The organism is Streptomyces sp. NPDC048353 (assembly GCF_055587165.1).
The window spans coordinates 240,191-256,995 of sequence record NZ_JBVJGU010000001.1 but is presented as its reverse complement, the minus strand read 5'-3'; the positions used below and the strand labels follow the sequence as shown (position 1 = coordinate 256,995).

The window sequence follows — 16,805 nt, the reverse complement described above, 5'->3', positions numbered from 1 at the left end:
TTTTCGAGGAAAGGACCTGAGGCGCCATGTGCGGACTCACCGGCTGGGTCGCCTACGACCGCGATCTGACGCTCGGCGGCGACACCACCGAGGCCATGACCCGGACCCTGGAGTGCCGGGGCCCGGACGACGGCGGCATCTGGCTCTCGCGCCACGCCGCCCTGGGGCACCGCCGTCTCTCCATCATCGACCTGGAGAACGGCCGGCAGCCCATGCACGCCGTCCCCGGCGACGACAGCCGGCCCGTCCTCATCTACACCGGTGAGGTCTACAACTTCCGCGAGCTGAAGGACGAACTGGCCGGGCTCGGGCACGAGTTCCGCACCTCGTCGGACACCGAGGTCGTGCTGCGCGCCTATCTGGAGTGGGGCGAGGAGTTCGCCGAGCGCCTCAACGGCATGTACGCGCTGGCCATCTGGGACCCGCGTGCGGAGGAACTCCTCCTGGTCCGCGACCGGATGGGCGTCAAGCCGCTCTACTACTACCCGACCGCCGACGGCGTCCTCTTCGGCTCCGAGCCGAAGGCGATCCTCGCCCACCCCGACGCCGAGGCCGTGGTCGACGCCGAGGGCCTGGCGGAGATCTTCGCCATCATCAACACCCCCGGCCACGCCGTCTTCAAGGGCATGCACGAGGTCGTCCCGGGCACCGTCGTCCGCTTCTCCCGGACGGGCACGACCACCCGCACCTACTGGACGCTCCAGGCCCGTCCGCACACCGACGACCTGGACGCCACCATCGCGAAGGTCCGCGAGCTGCTCGAGGACATCATCGAGCGCCAGCTGATCGCCGATGTGAAGGTCGGCACGCTGCTCTCCGGCGGCCTGGACTCCAGCGCGGTGACGGCGATCGCCGCGAAGGTGCTGCGCGACCAGGGCTCCGACGAGAAGATCACCGCCTTCTCGATCGACTTCAAGGACCACGGCAAGACCTTCCGCGACAACGGCATCTGGATGGACCCGGACACTCCGTACGCCGTCGACGTGGCCGAGCAGTCCGGCGCCGAGCACGTCATCGTCGAGCTGGAGAACCGCGACATCCTCGACGAGGGCGTCCGGTCCGCGGTGCTGCGCGCGCAGGACCTGCCGGTCTCCACCGGCGACATGGAGCACTCCCTCTACCACCTGTGCAAGGCGCTCAAGGAGCGCGTCACGGTGGCGCTCTCGGGTGAGGCGGCCGACGAGATCTTCGGCGGCTACAACTGGTTCTTCGACGAGGAGGCCGTCAACGGCGACACCTTCCCGTGGTACGACGCCTGGCGGCGGCTCGGCGGCCTGGACACGATCAAGGAGATCGGTCTCTGGGACCGGCTCTCCCTGGAGGAGTACGTCAAGCGGCGGTACACCGAGTCCCTGGAGGCGGTGCCGCGGCTCGCCGGCGACTCCCGGCACGAGGAGCGGATGAAGGAGCTGACCTGGCTCAACATCACGCACTGGGAGAAGTTCCTGCTGGACCGCAAGGACCGGATCTCGATGTCCACCAGCCTGGAGGTCCGCGTCCCGTTCACCGACCACCGGCTCGTCGAGTACGTCTACAACGTGCCGTGGGAGATGAAGAACTTCGACGGCCGGGAGAAGAGCCTGCTGCGCGCGGCCGCCGCGCACGTGCTGCCCCAGTCGGTTCTGGAGCGCAAGAAGAGCCCGTACCCGTCCACGCAGGACGTCGAGTACGTCACCGCGCTGCGCGCCAAGGTCGAGGCGCTGCTCGCCGACGGCTCGCCGGTGCTCCGGCTCGTCCCGCGCGAGGGGATCCAGAAGCTCCTGGACAAGCCGCTGGAGGAGTACGCGGCGCTCGGCGGGCTCTGGGGCACCCGGGCGGTGATGGAGCGGCTGGTCGAGTTCAACGCCTGGGCGCTCGCCTATGAGGTCCGCATCCAGCTCTGACCCGCGCTCTCGCCCTGCTGCGGCGTCGTGTTCGGCCTCCCGGCCGGATGCGGCGCCGCGGACGCATGTGTACGCCTCGCACCACCGGCGCCACCCGTTCCAACCGCATCACAGCTGGGAGCTGGTCACCATGACCAACACTAGTCGTCACCGTGCCGCCCGCCGGTCGACCCTCTCGCCGCGCGCCCGCACCGTCGTCCTGGAGTTCCTGATCACGGCCGGGATCCTGTTCCTGATCGTCACCACGGCCCGGTGGATCTTCGCCCCGGACGCGCCGCTCGGCTCCGTACTGCGGGGACGTGCGGCCTTCGTCGCGCTCGGAATCTTCTTCGGCGTCGTCAACACGGCGATCATCCACTACTCGATGAGCCGCAAGACGGCCGGGCACATGAACCCGTCGGTGAGCATCGGGCTCTGGCTGCTGCGCGTCTTCCCGGGCCGGGACGTGCTGCCGTTCTGCGTCGCGCAGATGACCGGCGCGGTGGCCGGGGTGGGGCTCGCCCGTCTGGTGTGGGGGGCCGACGTCGGGCTGCCGCAGGTCGGCTGGGCGGCCGTCGCGCCGCAGCCCGACTGGGGGTTCTGGGGCGTCCTGACCGCCGAGACGGTGGGGCAGCTGATCTGCATGACCCTGGTCGCCGCGCTGCTGATACGGCCCCGGTGGGAGTGGCTGATACCCGGGGTCGTCGGGCTGTGCATCACCGGCTTCATCATGATCCTCGGACCCATGTCGGGTGGTTCGGTCAATCCGGCGCGGCAGTTCGGGCCGGCGCTGTGGGCCGGGAACTACGGCTTTCTGACCGCCTATCTGATCGGTCCGGTGCTGGGCGCGGCGCTCGCGGCCGGGCTCGCGGCGGCGCTCAGGCCGCCCCTCGCCCCGCCGACCGTCGCCGATGTCCTCCCCGTGGACATCGGCATTCCCGCCGCCCCCGTGCCGCCGCCTCCCTTCCCGCCGCCGGTGGCCGCCCCGGCCGCCGCCGCCGAGGGGACGGTGTGTCCCGACACGATCCCGCCGGAGTTCCTGTGGGACGACCCGCACCGCATCTGACCGAGACCCGAGAGCCCGACCGATCCAGGAAGACGGAGAGAACCATGTGGGGAACGTACGGACTGCCCGTGGCGGTGGAGACCGACCCGGAGTGGCAGACCGACCTGCTCGACCTCGACGCGTATCTCGCGCGGATCGGCTTCACCGGGCCGCGCACGCCCACCGCCGACACGCTGCACCGGGTGCTGCGCGGGCACATGTCCGCGATCGCGTTCGAGAACCTCGACATCGCGCTCGGCCGCCCGGTCTCCCTGGACCTCGGCCGGATCCAGGACAAGCTGGTCCGGGCGGGACGCGGCGGCTACTGCTACGAGAACAACCTCCTGCTCGCCGCGGCGCTCGACCGGCTCGGCTTCCCGGTGACCCGGCTCCTCGCCCGCATCCGGCAGGGGGAGACCCGGCGCCGGTTCCGTACGCACACGGTGCTGCTGGTCCGGGCCGACGACCGGGTCTGGCTGGCCGACGCCGGATACGGCTACAGCGGGCTGATGGAGGCGCTGCCGCTGGAGGACGGGGCGACCTCGACGGTCGCCGACTGGACGTGGCGGCTGGTGGCGGAGGGTCCGGACTGGGTGGTCCGCATCCCGGAGGGCGACGGCTGGTTCGACATGTACAGCTTCCGGCAGGAACCGCAGTTCCGGATCGACTTCGAGGCCGCTCACTACCTCTCCTCCACCCGGCCCGGCTCGCCGTTCGTGGGTCAGCTCGTCGCCCAGAAGGAGACCGAGAAGGAGCGCCGGCTGCTGCGGGACAAGACGCTGGAGCTCCGGTACGCCGACGGGCGGGTGGAGCAGCGCGAGCTGAGCGCGGCCGAGACGGTGTGCGCGCTGGACGAATTGTTCGGGATCGAACTGACCGACGAGGACGAGCGGCTTCTGCTGCGGTTCTTCGCCGGAAAGTGACATCCAGGGGTGGGACTTGACGGACTTTCCCCGGGCCCGTGGATCGCCGCCGTAACGTTCGGAGAAGGTCGCGAACGGGCCCTTCCGTTCAGCCGGTGCCCGTCATTCCGAAGTCAAGGAGCAGGTCTGTCATGACCAACGTCGCAGTCATCTACTACTCGTCCACCGGCAACGTCCACGCGCTGGCCACCGCCGCCGCGAACGCCGCGGAGAAGGCCGGTGCGGAGGTGCGGCTGCGCAAGGTGGCGGAGTTGGCCCCGCAGTCGGTGATCGAGACGAAGCAGGAGTGGGCCGACCACGTCGAGGCCACCCGCGACATCGAGGTCGCCTCGCCGGAGGACCTGGAGTGGGCCGACGTCGTGCTGATCGGCACGCCGACCCGCTTCGGTCTGCCCGCCGCCCAGGTCAAGCAGTTCATCGACACCACCGGTGGCCTGTGGGCGCAGGGCAAGCTGGTCAACAAGGTCGCCTCGGCGTTCACCTCGACGTCGACCGCGCACGGCGGCCAGGAGTCGACGCTGCTGGCGCTGAACAACACCTTCTACCACTGGGGTGCGGTCATCGTGGCGCCCGGCTACGCCGACCCGGTGCAGTTCGCCCCCGCCAACGGCAACCCGTACGGCACGAGCAGCGTCTCGGCGAACGAGGCGAACAACGTGGCGGGCGAGAACCTGGCCGCGATCGAGTTCCAGACCCGTCGCGCCGTCGAGATCGCCACCGCCCTGAAGAAGGGCTTCGCCGCCGTCTGACGGCCGCGGACACACGTGAAGGGGCGGGACGCTTCGGGCGTCCCGCCCCTTCGGCGACTTCGCGAGTCGCCGTGATGGCACGTCATGTCGGCCGGATCCTTCGGCCTTGGAGTGCCCCGGCCACGGAGCTCCCCGGCCCGGACGGCGTCCGGTCTCAGCCGAACGCTCCGGCGGTCACCAGTCGGGGCCGGGCGGAGGTCTGGCGGCCGAAGGCCGGCCGGGCCACGTCACGGACGGTCAGGATCGAGCGCTGGAGCCTGCGCAGCCGCGCGGACGGCTCCATGCCGGTCTCCTTCTTCAATCCGTTGCGGAGCCGCTGGTAGACCTCCAGCGCCTCGTCCTGGCGGCCGCAGCGCAGCAGGGCGACCATGAACTGCCCGTGCAGCGGCTCGTTGGTGCGGTACTGCGCGACGAGTTCGGACAGGTCGGAGATCATCTCGAAGTGGCGGCCGAGCCGGAGCTGCGCCTCGACCCACTGGTCGAGGGCGCTCAGCCGGGAGGCCTCCAGGCGCTCGATCTCGGTGCGCAGATGGGGTCCGGCCGCGACTCCCGCGTACGGTTCGCCGCGCCACAGGGCGAGCGCGTCGCCGAGGCGGCGCGCCGCGCGCTGGAGGTCACCGGCCTCCATGGCGCGGTAGCCGGCGCCGGCCGCCCGTTCGAACTGCCAGGCGTCGTTGGAGCCGCCGCCCGTGTCGAGGCGGTAGCCGCCGGGCAGCGAGACGAGGACCGACTCGGCGGTCCGCCGTTCCAGCCAGGCGGTGCCGGTGGCCGGCGGCTCGGCGCTGGGCAGCGCGGTCGTGATCAGAGCCCGCAGATCGATGATGTGGGACTGGAGTTCGACACGTGCGCCGCGCGGCGCCCCGGACGGCCAGAGCTCCTCCATCAGGACGGTCACGGGTACGACCTGGTCGGCCTTGGCCGCCAGCAGTGCGAGCAGCTGCCTCGGTGCGGCAGCCGTCGGAGTGATCGACACCCCGTTCTCGCGTACTGACAGTCCCCCCAGGATCCGGACGTCCACTTTGCCCCCTCAGTGTCTGTGCGCGGCTAAGGCCCTGGACGATTAGAAAAGAGACCGGGAGGCATGTCAATAAGAAACCGCGGGGTACGGAAACTCGGACTCGACGTTCCGCCAGGTTTGCCCCGGTTCACAGGGGTCTGACGACATCAAGAATCCGTGAACGAGAGAAGAAAACGTACCCGCGCGTCCAAGATCTGGACTCACGGGTACGCTTTCCGTCATTGATTCGTGACGACCAGGAGATGGCGGGTTCGTGTCATCCTCAGAAAACCAGCGCAGGGGTATGGTTTCAAACCATACAAATGTCATGCCGGGTTCACGGAGCGTGACCCCCGGGCGCCGGGTCTAGGGCGTGTTTCGAAAGTAGCGTCGTCCGCCCGCAGGGCGGGACCGGAGGCGTCTGGTGCGTGCGATCGCAGGCGGAGGGTGGGGGCACCTCCCGCGCCGCCAGGCGCAGGGGGAGAGAGCGCAGCGGGCTGCGCCGACGACCGACAACGCAGCGTGGGGGCACCTCCCGTGCCCGAGGGGCTACGGGGGAGTACGTGCCAGGCGTTCCCGGCCAGACGGGACTTTCGAAACACGCCCTAGCCCGCCGCCGCCTCCGCGGCGCGCAGCGCGCGGGCGCCCCGGCCGGGCTCCATGTCGAGCATCGCGAGGACGGCGGGCACGGCGATGCTGGGCAGCACGTGGCGGTAGAGCGCCGAGGCCCAGCGGTCCATCTCGGACCGGTTGCTGCCCAGGGCCTGGGTCATCAGGTTCAGTCCGGCGTAGGAGCCCACGACGAGCGGGGCCACCTCCTCCGGGTCGGCGTGCGGCAGCAGTTCACCGCGCCGCTTGGCCTCGTCGAGAACCTTGAGGTTGAGGTCGGTCCACTCGCGGTAGGGCCCGCTGCGGTTGAGCTCGTGCCCGCCCTGGTCGAGGGTGAGGCGCACGCTCCCGCGCAGCAGGCCGTCGTGGGTCAGCCGGTGGGCGAACACCATGCCGATGTCGACGAACTCCTGCAGCTTGGACACTTGCGGCATGGGCATCGGCGCCGTCGACACCTGGGCGTCGATGACGGCGTGCGCGAGGTCTTCCTTGGAGTCGAAGTGGAAGTACAGCGCACCCTTGGTGACCTGGGCGAGCTGCAGGATGTCGGAGAGTTTCGCGGCTTCGTAACCACGCTCGTCGAAGACGGTGGCGGCCGCTTCCAAGATCGCCTGGCGCGTCCGAATCGCGCGATCCTGCTTCGCCATCGGGGTTCACGTCCCTCTCATAGCCCGAAGCCCCTCGGGGCGCTCGCGCTCGCTCCGTGCCTGCTCGCACTTCACAGTTGAAAACAGCAAGTATGGACGGATACGTGCAGGGGGCACAAGCCGTCCCGCACGTGCCGTCCGGCCGCTCGCGGAGCCCGTCAGAGCACGGGTCGTCATGGCGGTCACACCATCGTGAAGCCGCCGTCCACCGGCACGGTGACGCCGGTGACGAACGACGCTCGGCCGCTGCAGAGCCAGGCCGCCGCCTCGGCGATCTCCTCGGGCTCGGCGGTACGGGGCTGGGGCGTGGCGGCGTGCAGGGCGGCCTCGACCCCGGGGACCGCGTCGAACCAGGCGCTGACCACTTCGGTACGGGTCGTCCCGGGGGCCACCGCGTTGACGCGGATGCCCTGGGCGGCGTACTCGGCGGCGGCCGCCTTGGTCAGTCCGATGACGGCGTGCTTGGCGGCGACGTAGGGGGCGGCGACCGGGGTGGCGAGCAGACCGCCGACGCTGCTGTTGTTGACGATCGCGCCGCCTCCGGTGGGCAGCATGGCCGCTATCTCGTCCCGCAGGCAGTTCCAGGTGCCGCGGACGTTGACGTCCATGATGCTGTCGTAGAGGTCGTCGTCCATCTCGTGCAGGGGCTCGCGCGGGGTGCCCCAACCGGCGTTGTTGAAGGCGAGGTCGAGCCGGCCGAAGGTCCGGACGGCGTGTGCCACGGCGGCCCGGGTGTCCTCGCGTCGGGTGATGTCGGTGACCACGTACTCGGCCTCGAAGCCCTGTTCGCGCAGGTCGGCGACCACGGTCTTGAGCTTGTCCTCGCGGCGGGCGGCGAGGACGACCCGGGCGCCCTCCCGGGCGAAGACCCGGGCGGCGGCCGCTCCGATTCCGCTGCTCGCTCCGGTGATCAGGGCGACCTTGTCGGTCAGCAGGCGATGGTCGGTGGTCATGGGACTGTCGTCTCCCTCGGCAGGTGGACGGCCGGCGGCCGGCGGCGGGACGTCGGACCCGCCGTCGGCTTCATGCCGGCCCTCCAGGTGGCTTCGTGTACATACGCCACGGAGGCCTCAGCGGTTCCGTGGGCGACCGGTGGCGGCCTCGTCGTCGAGGGTCCGCAGCAGGGGCTCGTCGATCTCGTCGAGCGAGCGCACCAGGTGCCGGACGCCCGCGGCGCGCATCAGTTCGCCCTGGAAACCGTACGCGAAGTCGCCGGGGTGGCCGATGAAGGGGATACCCAGCTCCTGGGCGGCCTCGGCGACGCGCGCGACGTCGTCGATGAACAGGGCCTGGTCGTGGCGGAGACCGAAGATCTCCGTGGTGATCTCGTGCAGGCCGGGGCGGAAGTCGTTGGTGCAGACGTAGCCGGGGCCGTCGAACAGGTGCGCCCACTCCCCCAGATGGCGGTCGAAGTGGCTCTTGTCCAGTCCGCCGTAACAGACCGTCCGCAGGCCCAGGCCGCGCAGCCGCAGCAGCAGCTCGACCGCGCCGTCGAGCAACCGCAGCGGATCCTCGGCCAGATGGCGGGCGCGTTCCTCGAAGTAGGCGGTCAGGACCGCCTCGGGGCTCGCGTCGAGCCCGGCGGCGGCGCCGAGGGCCTTGGCCGCGACGAGCTGGGGCTGGGAGAAGACCTCCCGCTCGACCGTCGCGTCGTAGCGCCCGCCGCGGCTGGTGACGAAGTGGTGGATGACCGGGCTGAACGTGTCGTTGAGCAGGACGCCGTCGATGTTGACGGCCGCGAGGCGTATCTGACGCAGAGGTTCCACGGTGGTCTCCCAGGGACAGCCGATCGGCGAGCCGGTCTTACCGGGGCGAATCGCTCGGATCGTGACGCACCCACTCGAACCGGCGTCTCGGGGTTCCGAGAAACAAACCTAGCGGTACAGATTTCCGGCAGCCTGGAAGATACCCGAAGCAACCTCCTTCGTGAACCCTGGGGTCTCACGAACCGGACATCCGCCGTGCTGACAGGCGCCGTTGAGCCCGTGACCGCCTCACGGGGCCCTGCGCGACCCGCGGCCGTTTTTCGTACCGGTCGCGCACCGACCTGACAGAACTGTACTCGGACGCTTGTCAAACAGACCCATGAGTTCGTACTTTCCGCCTGCTGATTGTCCGAATCTTCTTAGTAGGCCCCTAGTTGAGGGATCTCATGCTGCAGACGCCCGCTCCGAGCGACATCGTGGACACCGAACACCTCTCCCGGCTCACCACGACGGCTCCCCGCGAGTACGTCCACCGGGCCGCGCTCGCCGAGGTCTTCCTGACCGCCGAATGGTCCCGTACGGACGAGGCACACTTCACCCTGAGCGCCCAATGGCCACGCACCCACGCCTTCTTCGCCCCGCTCGGGCGTACGCACTACGACCCGATGATGGCCGCCGAAACGATCCGGCAGGTCGGCGCGCTGCTCGCCCACGCCGGGTTCGGCGTCCCCCTCGGCCACCAGTTCCTCATGTGGGAGCTCAACTACCGCGTCGTGCCCGGCGCGTTGAGTGTGGGTGAGGCACCCGCCGACCTGCGCCTCGACGTGTACTGCTCCGACATACGCCGGCGCGCCGGACGCCTGACCGGGCTCGCCTACGAGGTCGTCATCAGCGAGAACGGCCGCACGCTGGCCACCGGCGACGCCCGCTACACCTGCACCAGCCCCGAGGTCTACCGCCGGCTGCGCGCCGACCGGCTCGACGCGCCGCCCACCGCCTCCGCGCCGCCGACCGCGCCCGTGGAACCGCGCACGGTCGGCCGCGTCGACGACTTCGACGTGGTGCTCACCCCGGCCGGCCGGCCCGACCGCTGGCGGCTGCGGGTCGACACCCGCCACCCCGTCCTCTTCGATCACCCCGGCGACCACATCCCCGGCATGGTCCTCCTGGAGGCGGCCCGCCAGGCGGTGCACTCGCTCGCCCCCGAGGGGCAGGTGGTGATGCCGACCGCGATGGACTCCACCTTCCACCGGTACGCGGAGTTCGGCAGCCCCTGCGTGATCGGGACCGAGCCGGCCGTGAACTACCCGGGCAGCAGCGAGCGTCTGGTCCGGGTCATCGGGCGGCAGGACGGCGAACTCCTCTTCACCGCGATCACCGCGGTCACCGCCCTGCCCACCCGGAACTGAGCCCTCCGGGCACCGACGGGTGCGGGCCCGGCGGCCCGGGTCAGGCGACCGCCGCGGCGGTCAGCAGCCCGAACGCCGCGGTGATCAGCACCGTACGGATCAGATGGAAGCCGTTCCACCGCTTCTCGAAGGCCGCCCGGACGGTCGTCGGCGACTCGCCGGTGCTCTCCGAGGCGGCCAGCGCGGTGTTGAGCGGGATGTTGCCGCCGATCGTGACCAGGTGGTTGAGGACGGCGCAGACGAGCCCGGCCAGGACCAGCCACGTCCCCGTCCGCGTCCGCCCGTCCTCGGGGACGAGGAAGGCGGCGACCGGGAAGGCCACGACCCCGAGGAACACCACCAGGAACACCGGCTTGGGAACGTACTCGTTGATCCGGCGCATCGCGTCGACGAACGCGGCGTCGTCCAGCCGGGCCAGGGCCGGCATGATCCCGGTGCGGAAGATCAGCATGAAACCGGCGTAGAGCCCGGTCGAGGCGACGGCGAGAGCGAGCAGCAGGGTGGCCATGGGCCCCATCATGGGGGCACGCACGGCCCGCCCGCAGCACCTGTGGATCAACCGCTGTACGGATCCCCGGATTCCGCTCCCGCCCCCGGATCCGCGTCCGTACGGACGCGGGCCGCCCCGAGGCGGTCCGCCCGCCGGATCGACTCCGCCAGCTCACGGACCACCTTCGAGTCCCCCCGCTCGGCGATCCCGCCCGCGTGCTCCGCGAGCCGGGAAAGCGGCGGCGCGCCCGGCAGGTCGCCGCCGCGCAGCGCATCGGCGAAGTACGCGGCCACGGCCGTCAGCTGCAGGCTGTCGTGCCCCCGCGCCCAGACGGACGGGACGAGCGCGCCCGTCGCCATCGCGCCGGACCGCTCCCGCGGGGCACGGGTCGCCGGATCGAGCCACCGGACCGTCGCCGTCGCCAGCCGACCGGACCGGCCGGGCCGCGTCTTGACCGCGTACAGCGCCGTGACGGTGTGCCCCGCGCCCACCTCGCCGCCGTCCACCCGGTCGTTCCTGAAGTCCTCGTCGGCGACCTCCCGGTTCTCGTACCCGATCAGCCGGAACCGCTCCACGGTCGCCGGATCGAAGGCGACCTGCGCCTTGGCGTCCCGCGCGCGCAGCTCGACGTGGCCGGGGAGCTGCTCCACGAAGACCTTGCGGGCCTGCTCGCGGGTGGAGACGTACGTGGTGTGGCCGTCGCCCTTGTCGGCGAGCCGCTCCATGAACGCGTCGCCGTAGTCGCTGCCGACCCCGACCCCGAAGAGGGTGATCCCGTGGCTGCGGCGCTCGGCGTCGATCCGGCTCAGGATCGACTCCGCCTCCGTGTCACCGGTGTTGGCGAGGGCGTCCGAGAGCAGCACCACCCGGTTGGTGGCGCCCGCGCGGCGGCCCTCGACGGCGACGTCGTATCCCGTGCGCACCCCGGCCTCGACGTTGGTGGAGGAGGAGGTCGCCAGCTCGGCCACCGCGCTGCGGATCCGCTCCCGGGCGCCGCCCACCCGGGTCATCCGCAGCCGGGTCTCGGCCCGGTCGCTGAAGGTGACCAGGGCGACCGCGTCGTCGTCGCGCAGCTCATCGGTGAGGAGCCCCAGCGACTCCTTGACCAGGTCGAGCCGGCCGGGCTCGGCCATGGAGCCGGAGACGTCGACGACGAAGGTGAGGGCGGCGGGCGGGCGTTCGCCCCGGCGGTCGGCGGCCCGGGTCGCGAGGCCGACCCGGACGAGCGACCACCCCTCGGCGCCGGTCCGCCCGCCGTCGACGGTCACGCTGAACCCGTCGTCCTTCGGCCGGGGGTAGTCGGGCCGGAAGCTGTTGACGAACTCCTCCGGCCGTACGGTCGCCGGGTCGGGCAGCCTCCCCTCGGACAGGGTGCGGCGGGCGTATCCGTACGAGGCGGTGTCCACGTCCAGCGCGAAGGTGGAGAGCCAGTCGGCGGCGGGCGGCCGCGACCGCTGCTCCCCTTCGGCCGCCCCTTCCCCGGGGGGCGCGGGGGCATCGGGCGCGGCCGGTGAGCGCCGCCCGTCCGGGGCGACCGGCGCCCGTTCACCCCCGCTCCGGTCGGCCGTGGCCTCGCCGCCCGATCCACCCGCGCACCCGGTCACCCACAGTCCGGCGGCCAGGATCCCGGCCGCGAGCCGCACCCGTCGTCGTCGCTGCATGTCATCTCCCCCTCATGACTCGGCACTTGTGTATGGGACGTCCGCGGAGCACGAAAGGAGCAGACGGGAGGGTTGCGGAAGGATCTCGATGCGGCAACGGCGAGCGGTGTGGACGGCCATGGCATGGAGTCGCCATCCTTTTCAACAGGGGTTGTCACCGTGTGCAGTCACATGCGTACATGGAGTGGCACACCGATCGGGCGGGGGTGGTGAGCGGTGTCAGAGACTGCGGGCTCCGTGATGCTCGCCCGGTCGGCCATGGACCGGGCCGCGCCCGAGGCGCAGCGGCCGCCGGGACGCCCGGTGCGCGGGACGCGCCGGATCAGCGCCGCCCTGGCCGGCCTCACGGCCTCGGTGCGGCACGAGCTGCTCACCTTCGACGACCCGGCCGCCTCCGCGGGCCGAGCGATCCCCGAGGCGTTCCTGGAGTTGGCGGCAGCGTGCATGCGGACCGCGGCGGAGCAGGCCCGCGAGGTCAGACGGATCGTGCCCCGGCACGCCCTGGCACTGGTCGCGGGAATGGTCGATACGCCCGGCCAGGCGCGGATGACGGACACGATCCCCTTCAAGATGATCGTCGTCGACCGCACGGTCGCGGCCGTCCCCCTGGATCTGGAGCTGCTCCACAACGGCCTGCTCCTGATCCGGGACCCGGTCGTCGTCCAGGCCCTGGTCCGCGCCCATCACGTCAGTTGGGACCTGGGCGAGGAGCTGGTCGGGGCGACGTCCCCCTCGCGCGAGCTGACCCCCCAGCTCCGTCCGGTCCTGGAGGCCCTCCTCTCCGGGCTGACGGACGAGGCCGCCGCCGCCCGCCTCGGCATGTCCCCGCGCACGTACAGCCGCCGGGTGGGCGAGCTGATGCACGCCCTCGGCACGACGAGCCGCTTCCGCGCGGGCGCGGAAGCGGCTCGAAGAGGCTGGCTGTGAGCAACCGCCGGACAGGGCCCGGCACATGGCCCGGGGCACTCCCTAGGACACGATGTCCTTGCGGGAGAAGCCCCGGAAGGCCAGGGCGAAGAGGATCAGCGCGTAGGTCACCGAGATCGACGCTCCCTTCGCCATGCCGGCCCACTCCAGCTGGGGCTGGAGGGCGTCCGCCCAGGCGAACTGCCAGTGCGCCGGCAGGAAGTCGCGCCAGGAGCCGAGCGCCGTCACCGCGTCCAGGACGTTGCCGACGATCGTCAGGCCCACCGCGCCGCCGACCGCGCCCAGCGGGGCGTCGGTGCGGGTGGAGAGCCAGAACGCCAGACCGGCCGTCACGAGCTGGGAGACGAAGATGAACGCCACGGCGAGCGCGAGCCGGGGCAGGGTCTCGGCGGCCGGCAGGGTCCCGCCCGTGGGCAGCCGCAGCGGGCCCCAGCCGTAGGCGACCGTCCCCGCGACCAGGGCGACCAGCGGCAGCAGGACCATCGCGGCCGCGCTGAAGCCCAGGGCCACCGCCAGCTTGGACCACAGCAGCCGGGCCCGGGGCACGGGCGCGGCCAGGAGGTAGCGCAGCGAGGACCAGCCGGCCTCGGAGGCCACGGTGTCCCCGCAGAACAGCGCCACGGGAATGACGAGGAGGAAGCCCGCCGAGACGAAGAGGCAGGTCGCCGCGAAGTTCGCGGCGGACGCCGTCGCCGTGTCCATCAGCGTGATGCGGCCGTTGCCGTTGCCGTCCGGGGTGCCGCCGATGGCGAAGGCGACGATCAGCACGAACGGCAGGGCGGCGAGCACCGCGCCCATGACCAGGGTGCGGCGCCGCTTCAGCTGCCGTACGGCCTCGACGCGCAGGGGCAGGGTGTGCGAGGCCCGGTAGCCGGGAGCGGTCTCCACCGGTTCCGCGATCGCGCTCATGCGGATCCTCCTCCGATCAGGGTCAGGAACGCGTCCTCGAGGCGCCGGTGCGGTCCCACACCGGTCACGGGCACGTCGTGCCGCACGAGTTCGCCGATCAGCTCGGTGGCGGTGGCGCCGTCGAGCGCGACGAGCAGTCCGTCGTCCGCCCGTACCACCGACGCGATCCCCGACAGGGCGGCGATCTTGTCGACGAGGGGCGCGTCGACGGGCCCGCCGAGGGTCACCAGCAGGGTGTCCCCGGCGCCGGTGATCTCGGCGACCGGCCCGGCCTGGACCAGTCGGCCGCGGTCCATGACCACGAGGTGGGTGCAGGACTGTTCGACCTCCGACAGGAGGTGGCTGGAGACGATGACGGTCCGGCCTCCGGCGGCGTACCGGATCATCACGTCCCGCATCTCGCGGATCTGCGGCGGGTCGAGGCCGTTGGTCGGCTCGTCCAGGATCAGCAGGTCCGGCAGCCCGAGCATGGCCTGGGCGATGGCGAGCCGCTGCCGCATGCCCTGCGAGTAGGTCCGGACGGCGCGGGAGAGCGCGTCGCCGAGGCCGGCGATCCGCAGCGCCTCCTCCGTGTGCGCGTCCTCGGCGGGGCGGCCGGTGGCCTTCCAGTAGAGGTCGAGGTTGTCCCGGCCGGAGAGGTGGGGCAGGAAGCCGGCGCCCTCCACGAAGGCGCCGACCCGTGAGAGGACGGGGGCGCCGGGCCTGATGGCCTGCCCGAAGACGCGGATCTCGCCGTCGTCGGGAGTGATCAGGCCCATCAGCATGCGCAGGGTGGTGGTCTTCCCTGCGCCGTTGGGTCCGAGGAGCCCGAGGACCTGGCCCTGTTCGACCCGGAAGGAGAGGTCCTGCACGGCATAGCGGTCGGAGGACTTGGCGTACTTCTTCGTCAGTCCGGTGATCTGCAGCGGTACGGCGGCCAGGGCCGGGTCCGGGGCGGGCGCGGCGGTCCGGCGGCGGGCGGTGAGCAGCAGGGCCGCGGCGACCGCGAGTCCGAGGAGCGGCAGCCCCCAGACCCACCAGGGCAACCCGGCCGCCTGGGTGGCGACGGCGGGCGCGGTCGGCACGGTCAGTCCGCTCGCGACCGCGACCGTGTAGGTGGCGGGGGCGGCCGGGGAGGCGTAGCCGAGGTCGGTGGCCGCGACCACGAGCCGCAGCCGGTGCCCGGCCTCCACCTCGTGGTCGATCGCGGGCAGCGTCAGCGCCACGCTCCTGCCCTGGCGGGCGTCCTCCACGCGGACGGGGGCGACGAGCTGGGCGGGCAGCACCTGCTGCCGTCCGTCGGGCCCGACGTCGTACACCTTGCCGAAGAGGACGGCGGAGCCGTCGGCGCTGTCCGACGTCACCGTGACGCGGACGGTCGGCGAGCCGGTGATCCGCAGGGGCGCCGACCGCGGCTTCGTGTCGAAGGCGGCGAACTGGCCGGGGAAGTCGAGGGAGAGGCCGACACCGAGGGAGGAGAGCTGGGACAGCCCGCCGCCGATGCCGGGGACGGCGGAGATGGCGGGCGGGTTGGCGCCGGCCGGGTTGTGGAAGGGCCGAGGGCGGCCGCCGTCCAGCGGCAGGGAGGTGGCGCCGGACGAGAGCCCCGGGTAGGCGGCGGCGGTCGCTCCGCGCAGCAGCGCCTGCCCGTCGGTGGAGTCGACCCCTCCGGTGCGGCTGACCCGGAAGGCGGGGCCGGTGTCGGCGCCCTCGTCGTCCTTCAGGTGGCGGTCGAACCAGGTGGCGATCCGGGCCTCGACGCGGCCGGCCTCGCGGTTGCCGCCGTCGTGTCCGCCCGCGATCCAGTCGACGGCCACGGGGGCGCCGTTGGCCGTGATCGTCCTCGCCATCGCGTCGGCGTGGGAGAGCGGGAAGAGCGAGTCGGTCTGGCCCTGCACGATGAGGGCGGGCACCTTGATGCGGGCGCCGACGGCGGAGGGGCTGCGCGCCTCGAGGAGAGCGCGGGCTGCGGCGTCGGGCTTCCCGGCGACGGCGACGCGTTCGTAGAGGGCGCACAGCTCGGCGGTGAACCGGCCGCAGGCGGGGGGTGCGGCGGCGCGCGTGGCGGCGGCCGGGGCGGCGGGCTGCGCGCCTGCCGGCCGCTCGCCCTGCCGCTCACTCGGCTCGCCCTGCTCCTCGCCCTGCGGCCGGCCCTGCTGGAGGCCGCCCGGCTGGTTGCCCGACGAGAAGAAGATCCCGGCCCAGAGCTTCTTGAAGACCCCTTCGGGGAAGAGCGCGTCGGCGAGGTTCCAGTACGTGATCTGCGGTGCGATCGCGTCGACCCGCGGGTCGTGTCCGGCGGCGAGCAGGGCGATCGCGCCGCCGTAGGAGGCGCCGGTGACCCCGACGCGCGGGTCGCCGTCCTTGTCGAGCCGTACCTCCGGCCGCTTCGCGAGCCAGTCGACGAGTCGTCGGACGTCCTTGACCTCGTGGTCGGGGTCGTTGAGCCCGATCTGCCCGGTGGAGGCGCCGAATCCGCGCGCGGACCAGGTGAGGACGGCGTATCCGTCACGGGCCAGGGTCTCGGCCTGGGCACGGACGTCGTCCTTGGAGCCGCCGAACCCGTGGCCGAGGAGGACGGCCGGCCGCCGCTCCGAGGGGGATCCGGCGGTGAAGTAGGAGGTGTCGATGCGTGCCCCGGGCACGTCGAGCACCTGGTCCGCGCGGTTCACGGGGGGTGGTTCGTCGCCGGCGACGGCGGTCACGGTGCCGGCCCCCGCGAGCAGGGCGAGGGCCGCGGTGACCGCGGCCCACCGGGGAAGTCGGAGCTTCATGTCTGTGAGCCTAGGCGGACCGGCCGGGGGGCACGGGCGTCCCCAGGCGGAATTCGTCGGCCTCCCCTGGTCGTACGCAGTACGGTCGCCGTACAGCAGGCGCGGTACGCGCGCCTCG

General features: G+C 72.0%; 14 protein-coding genes. 6 read left to right on the top strand and 8 right to left on the bottom strand.

Going from position 1 to position 16,805, the window contains the following annotated elements; translation table 11 throughout:
* Positions 1-26: 26 nt before the first annotated feature.
* From asnB to wrbA, 4 genes are all read left to right on the top strand, one after another.
* Positions 27-1,883, top strand: coding sequence for an asparagine synthase (glutamine-hydrolyzing) (gene asnB, locus ACZ6RC_RS01150; protein WP_469578510.1), 1,857 nt, complete (start codon positions 27-29; stop codon positions 1,881-1,883).
* A 130-nt stretch (positions 1,884-2,013) separates the two neighbouring features.
* A complete protein-coding gene (locus ACZ6RC_RS01145; protein WP_469578508.1) occupies positions 2,014-2,928 on the top strand; it encodes an MIP/aquaporin family protein in 915 nt (304 codons plus the stop codon).
* Between the two features lie 44 nt (positions 2,929-2,972).
* Positions 2,973-3,830, top strand: a complete 858-nt coding sequence (locus ACZ6RC_RS01140) for an arylamine N-acetyltransferase family protein (protein ID WP_469578507.1) — start codon at positions 2,973-2,975, stop codon at positions 3,828-3,830.
* 131 nt (positions 3,831-3,961) lie between these two features.
* Entirely contained in the window at positions 3,962-4,579 is a 618-nt protein-coding gene (wrbA, locus tag ACZ6RC_RS01135; RefSeq protein ID WP_391142901.1) for an NAD(P)H:quinone oxidoreductase, read from the top strand.
* 154 nt (positions 4,580-4,733) lie between these two features.
* Here wrbA and ACZ6RC_RS01130 read toward each other — a convergent pair whose 3' ends face one another.
* The 4 genes from ACZ6RC_RS01130 to ACZ6RC_RS01115 all read right to left on the bottom strand — a co-directional run bounded on the left by ACZ6RC_RS01130 (position 4,734) and on the right by ACZ6RC_RS01115 (position 8,589).
* Positions 4,734-5,597: an AfsR/SARP family transcriptional regulator gene (locus ACZ6RC_RS01130; RefSeq protein WP_453614348.1), complete on the bottom strand. Its 864-nt coding sequence runs from the start codon at positions 5,595-5,597 to the stop codon at positions 4,734-4,736.
* A gap of 584 nt (positions 5,598-6,181) precedes the next feature.
* The gene (locus ACZ6RC_RS01125) at positions 6,182-6,832 is read right to left on the bottom strand and encodes a ScbR family autoregulator-binding transcription factor (RefSeq protein WP_391142905.1); all 651 of its coding nucleotides are present in this window, start codon (positions 6,830-6,832) and stop codon (positions 6,182-6,184) included.
* Positions 6,833-7,014: 182 nt separating this feature from the next.
* A complete protein-coding gene (locus ACZ6RC_RS01120; protein ID WP_469578504.1) occupies positions 7,015-7,785 on the bottom strand; it encodes a glucose 1-dehydrogenase in 771 nt (256 codons plus the stop codon).
* A 117-nt stretch (positions 7,786-7,902) separates the two neighbouring features.
* Positions 7,903-8,589, bottom strand: a complete 687-nt coding sequence (locus ACZ6RC_RS01115; protein WP_391143351.1) for an HAD family phosphatase — start codon at positions 8,587-8,589, stop codon at positions 7,903-7,905.
* 395 nt (positions 8,590-8,984) lie between these two features.
* Here ACZ6RC_RS01115 and ACZ6RC_RS01110 point away from each other — a divergent pair, with 395 nt between their 5' ends.
* Entirely contained in the window at positions 8,985-9,947 is a 963-nt protein-coding gene (locus ACZ6RC_RS01110) for a ScbA/BarX family gamma-butyrolactone biosynthesis protein (RefSeq protein ID WP_469578502.1), read from the top strand.
* 40 nt (positions 9,948-9,987) lie between these two features.
* Here ACZ6RC_RS01110 and ACZ6RC_RS01105 read toward each other — a convergent pair whose 3' ends face one another.
* The gene (locus ACZ6RC_RS01105) at positions 9,988-10,455 is read right to left on the bottom strand and encodes an anthrone oxygenase family protein (RefSeq protein WP_469578500.1); all 468 of its coding nucleotides are present in this window, start codon (positions 10,453-10,455) and stop codon (positions 9,988-9,990) included.
* 47 nt (positions 10,456-10,502) lie between these two features.
* The gene (locus ACZ6RC_RS01100) at positions 10,503-12,098 is read right to left on the bottom strand and encodes a vWA domain-containing protein (RefSeq protein ID WP_469578499.1); all 1,596 of its coding nucleotides are present in this window, start codon (positions 12,096-12,098) and stop codon (positions 10,503-10,505) included.
* A 216-nt stretch (positions 12,099-12,314) separates the two neighbouring features.
* On the opposite strand from ACZ6RC_RS01100, the gene ACZ6RC_RS01095 reads away from it, so the two are divergent.
* Entirely contained in the window at positions 12,315-13,025 is a 711-nt protein-coding gene (locus ACZ6RC_RS01095; RefSeq protein ID WP_469578497.1) for a helix-turn-helix transcriptional regulator, read from the top strand.
* 42 nt (positions 13,026-13,067) lie between these two features.
* Here ACZ6RC_RS01095 and ACZ6RC_RS01090 read toward each other — a convergent pair whose 3' ends face one another.
* Positions 13,068-13,934 carry an ABC transporter permease gene (locus ACZ6RC_RS01090; protein WP_391142916.1) on the bottom strand — a complete coding sequence of 289 codons (867 nt, stop codon included), beginning with the start codon at positions 13,932-13,934 and terminating at the stop codon, positions 13,068-13,070.
* Positions 13,931-16,687 (bottom strand): alpha/beta fold hydrolase, encoded by a 2,757-nt coding sequence (locus tag ACZ6RC_RS01085; RefSeq protein WP_469578496.1) that lies wholly within the window; start codon positions 16,685-16,687, stop codon positions 13,931-13,933. The genes ACZ6RC_RS01090 and ACZ6RC_RS01085 overlap by 4 nt, the downstream gene beginning before the upstream one ends.
* Between the last annotated feature and the right edge of the window lie 118 nt (positions 16,688-16,805).

Coding starts and splice junctions, on each gene's coding strand:
- ACZ6RC_RS01105 (WP_469578500.1), bottom strand. CDS start 10,455: ATGGCCACCCTGCTGCTCGCTCTCGCCGTCGCCTCGACCGGGCTCTAC.
- ACZ6RC_RS01120 (WP_469578504.1), bottom strand. CDS start 7,785: ATGACCACCGACCATCGCCTGCTGACCGACAAGGTCGCCCTGATCACC.
- ACZ6RC_RS01140 (WP_469578507.1), top strand. CDS start 2,973: ATGTGGGGAACGTACGGACTGCCCGTGGCGGTGGAGACCGACCCGGAG.
- ACZ6RC_RS01085 (WP_469578496.1), bottom strand. CDS start 16,687: ATGAAGCTCCGACTTCCCCGGTGGGCCGCGGTCACCGCGGCCCTCGCC.
- ACZ6RC_RS01100 (WP_469578499.1), bottom strand. CDS start 12,098: ATGCAGCGACGACGACGGGTGCGGCTCGCGGCCGGGATCCTGGCCGCC.
- asnB (WP_469578510.1), top strand. CDS start 27: ATGTGCGGACTCACCGGCTGGGTCGCCTACGACCGCGATCTGACGCTC.
- ACZ6RC_RS01125 (WP_391142905.1), bottom strand. CDS start 6,832: ATGGCGAAGCAGGATCGCGCGATTCGGACGCGCCAGGCGATCTTGGAA.
- ACZ6RC_RS01110 (WP_469578502.1), top strand. CDS start 8,985: ATGCTGCAGACGCCCGCTCCGAGCGACATCGTGGACACCGAACACCTC.
- ACZ6RC_RS01145 (WP_469578508.1), top strand. CDS start 2,014: ATGACCAACACTAGTCGTCACCGTGCCGCCCGCCGGTCGACCCTCTCG.
- wrbA (WP_391142901.1), top strand. CDS start 3,962: ATGACCAACGTCGCAGTCATCTACTACTCGTCCACCGGCAACGTCCAC.
- ACZ6RC_RS01090 (WP_391142916.1), bottom strand. CDS start 13,934: ATGAGCGCGATCGCGGAACCGGTGGAGACCGCTCCCGGCTACCGGGCC.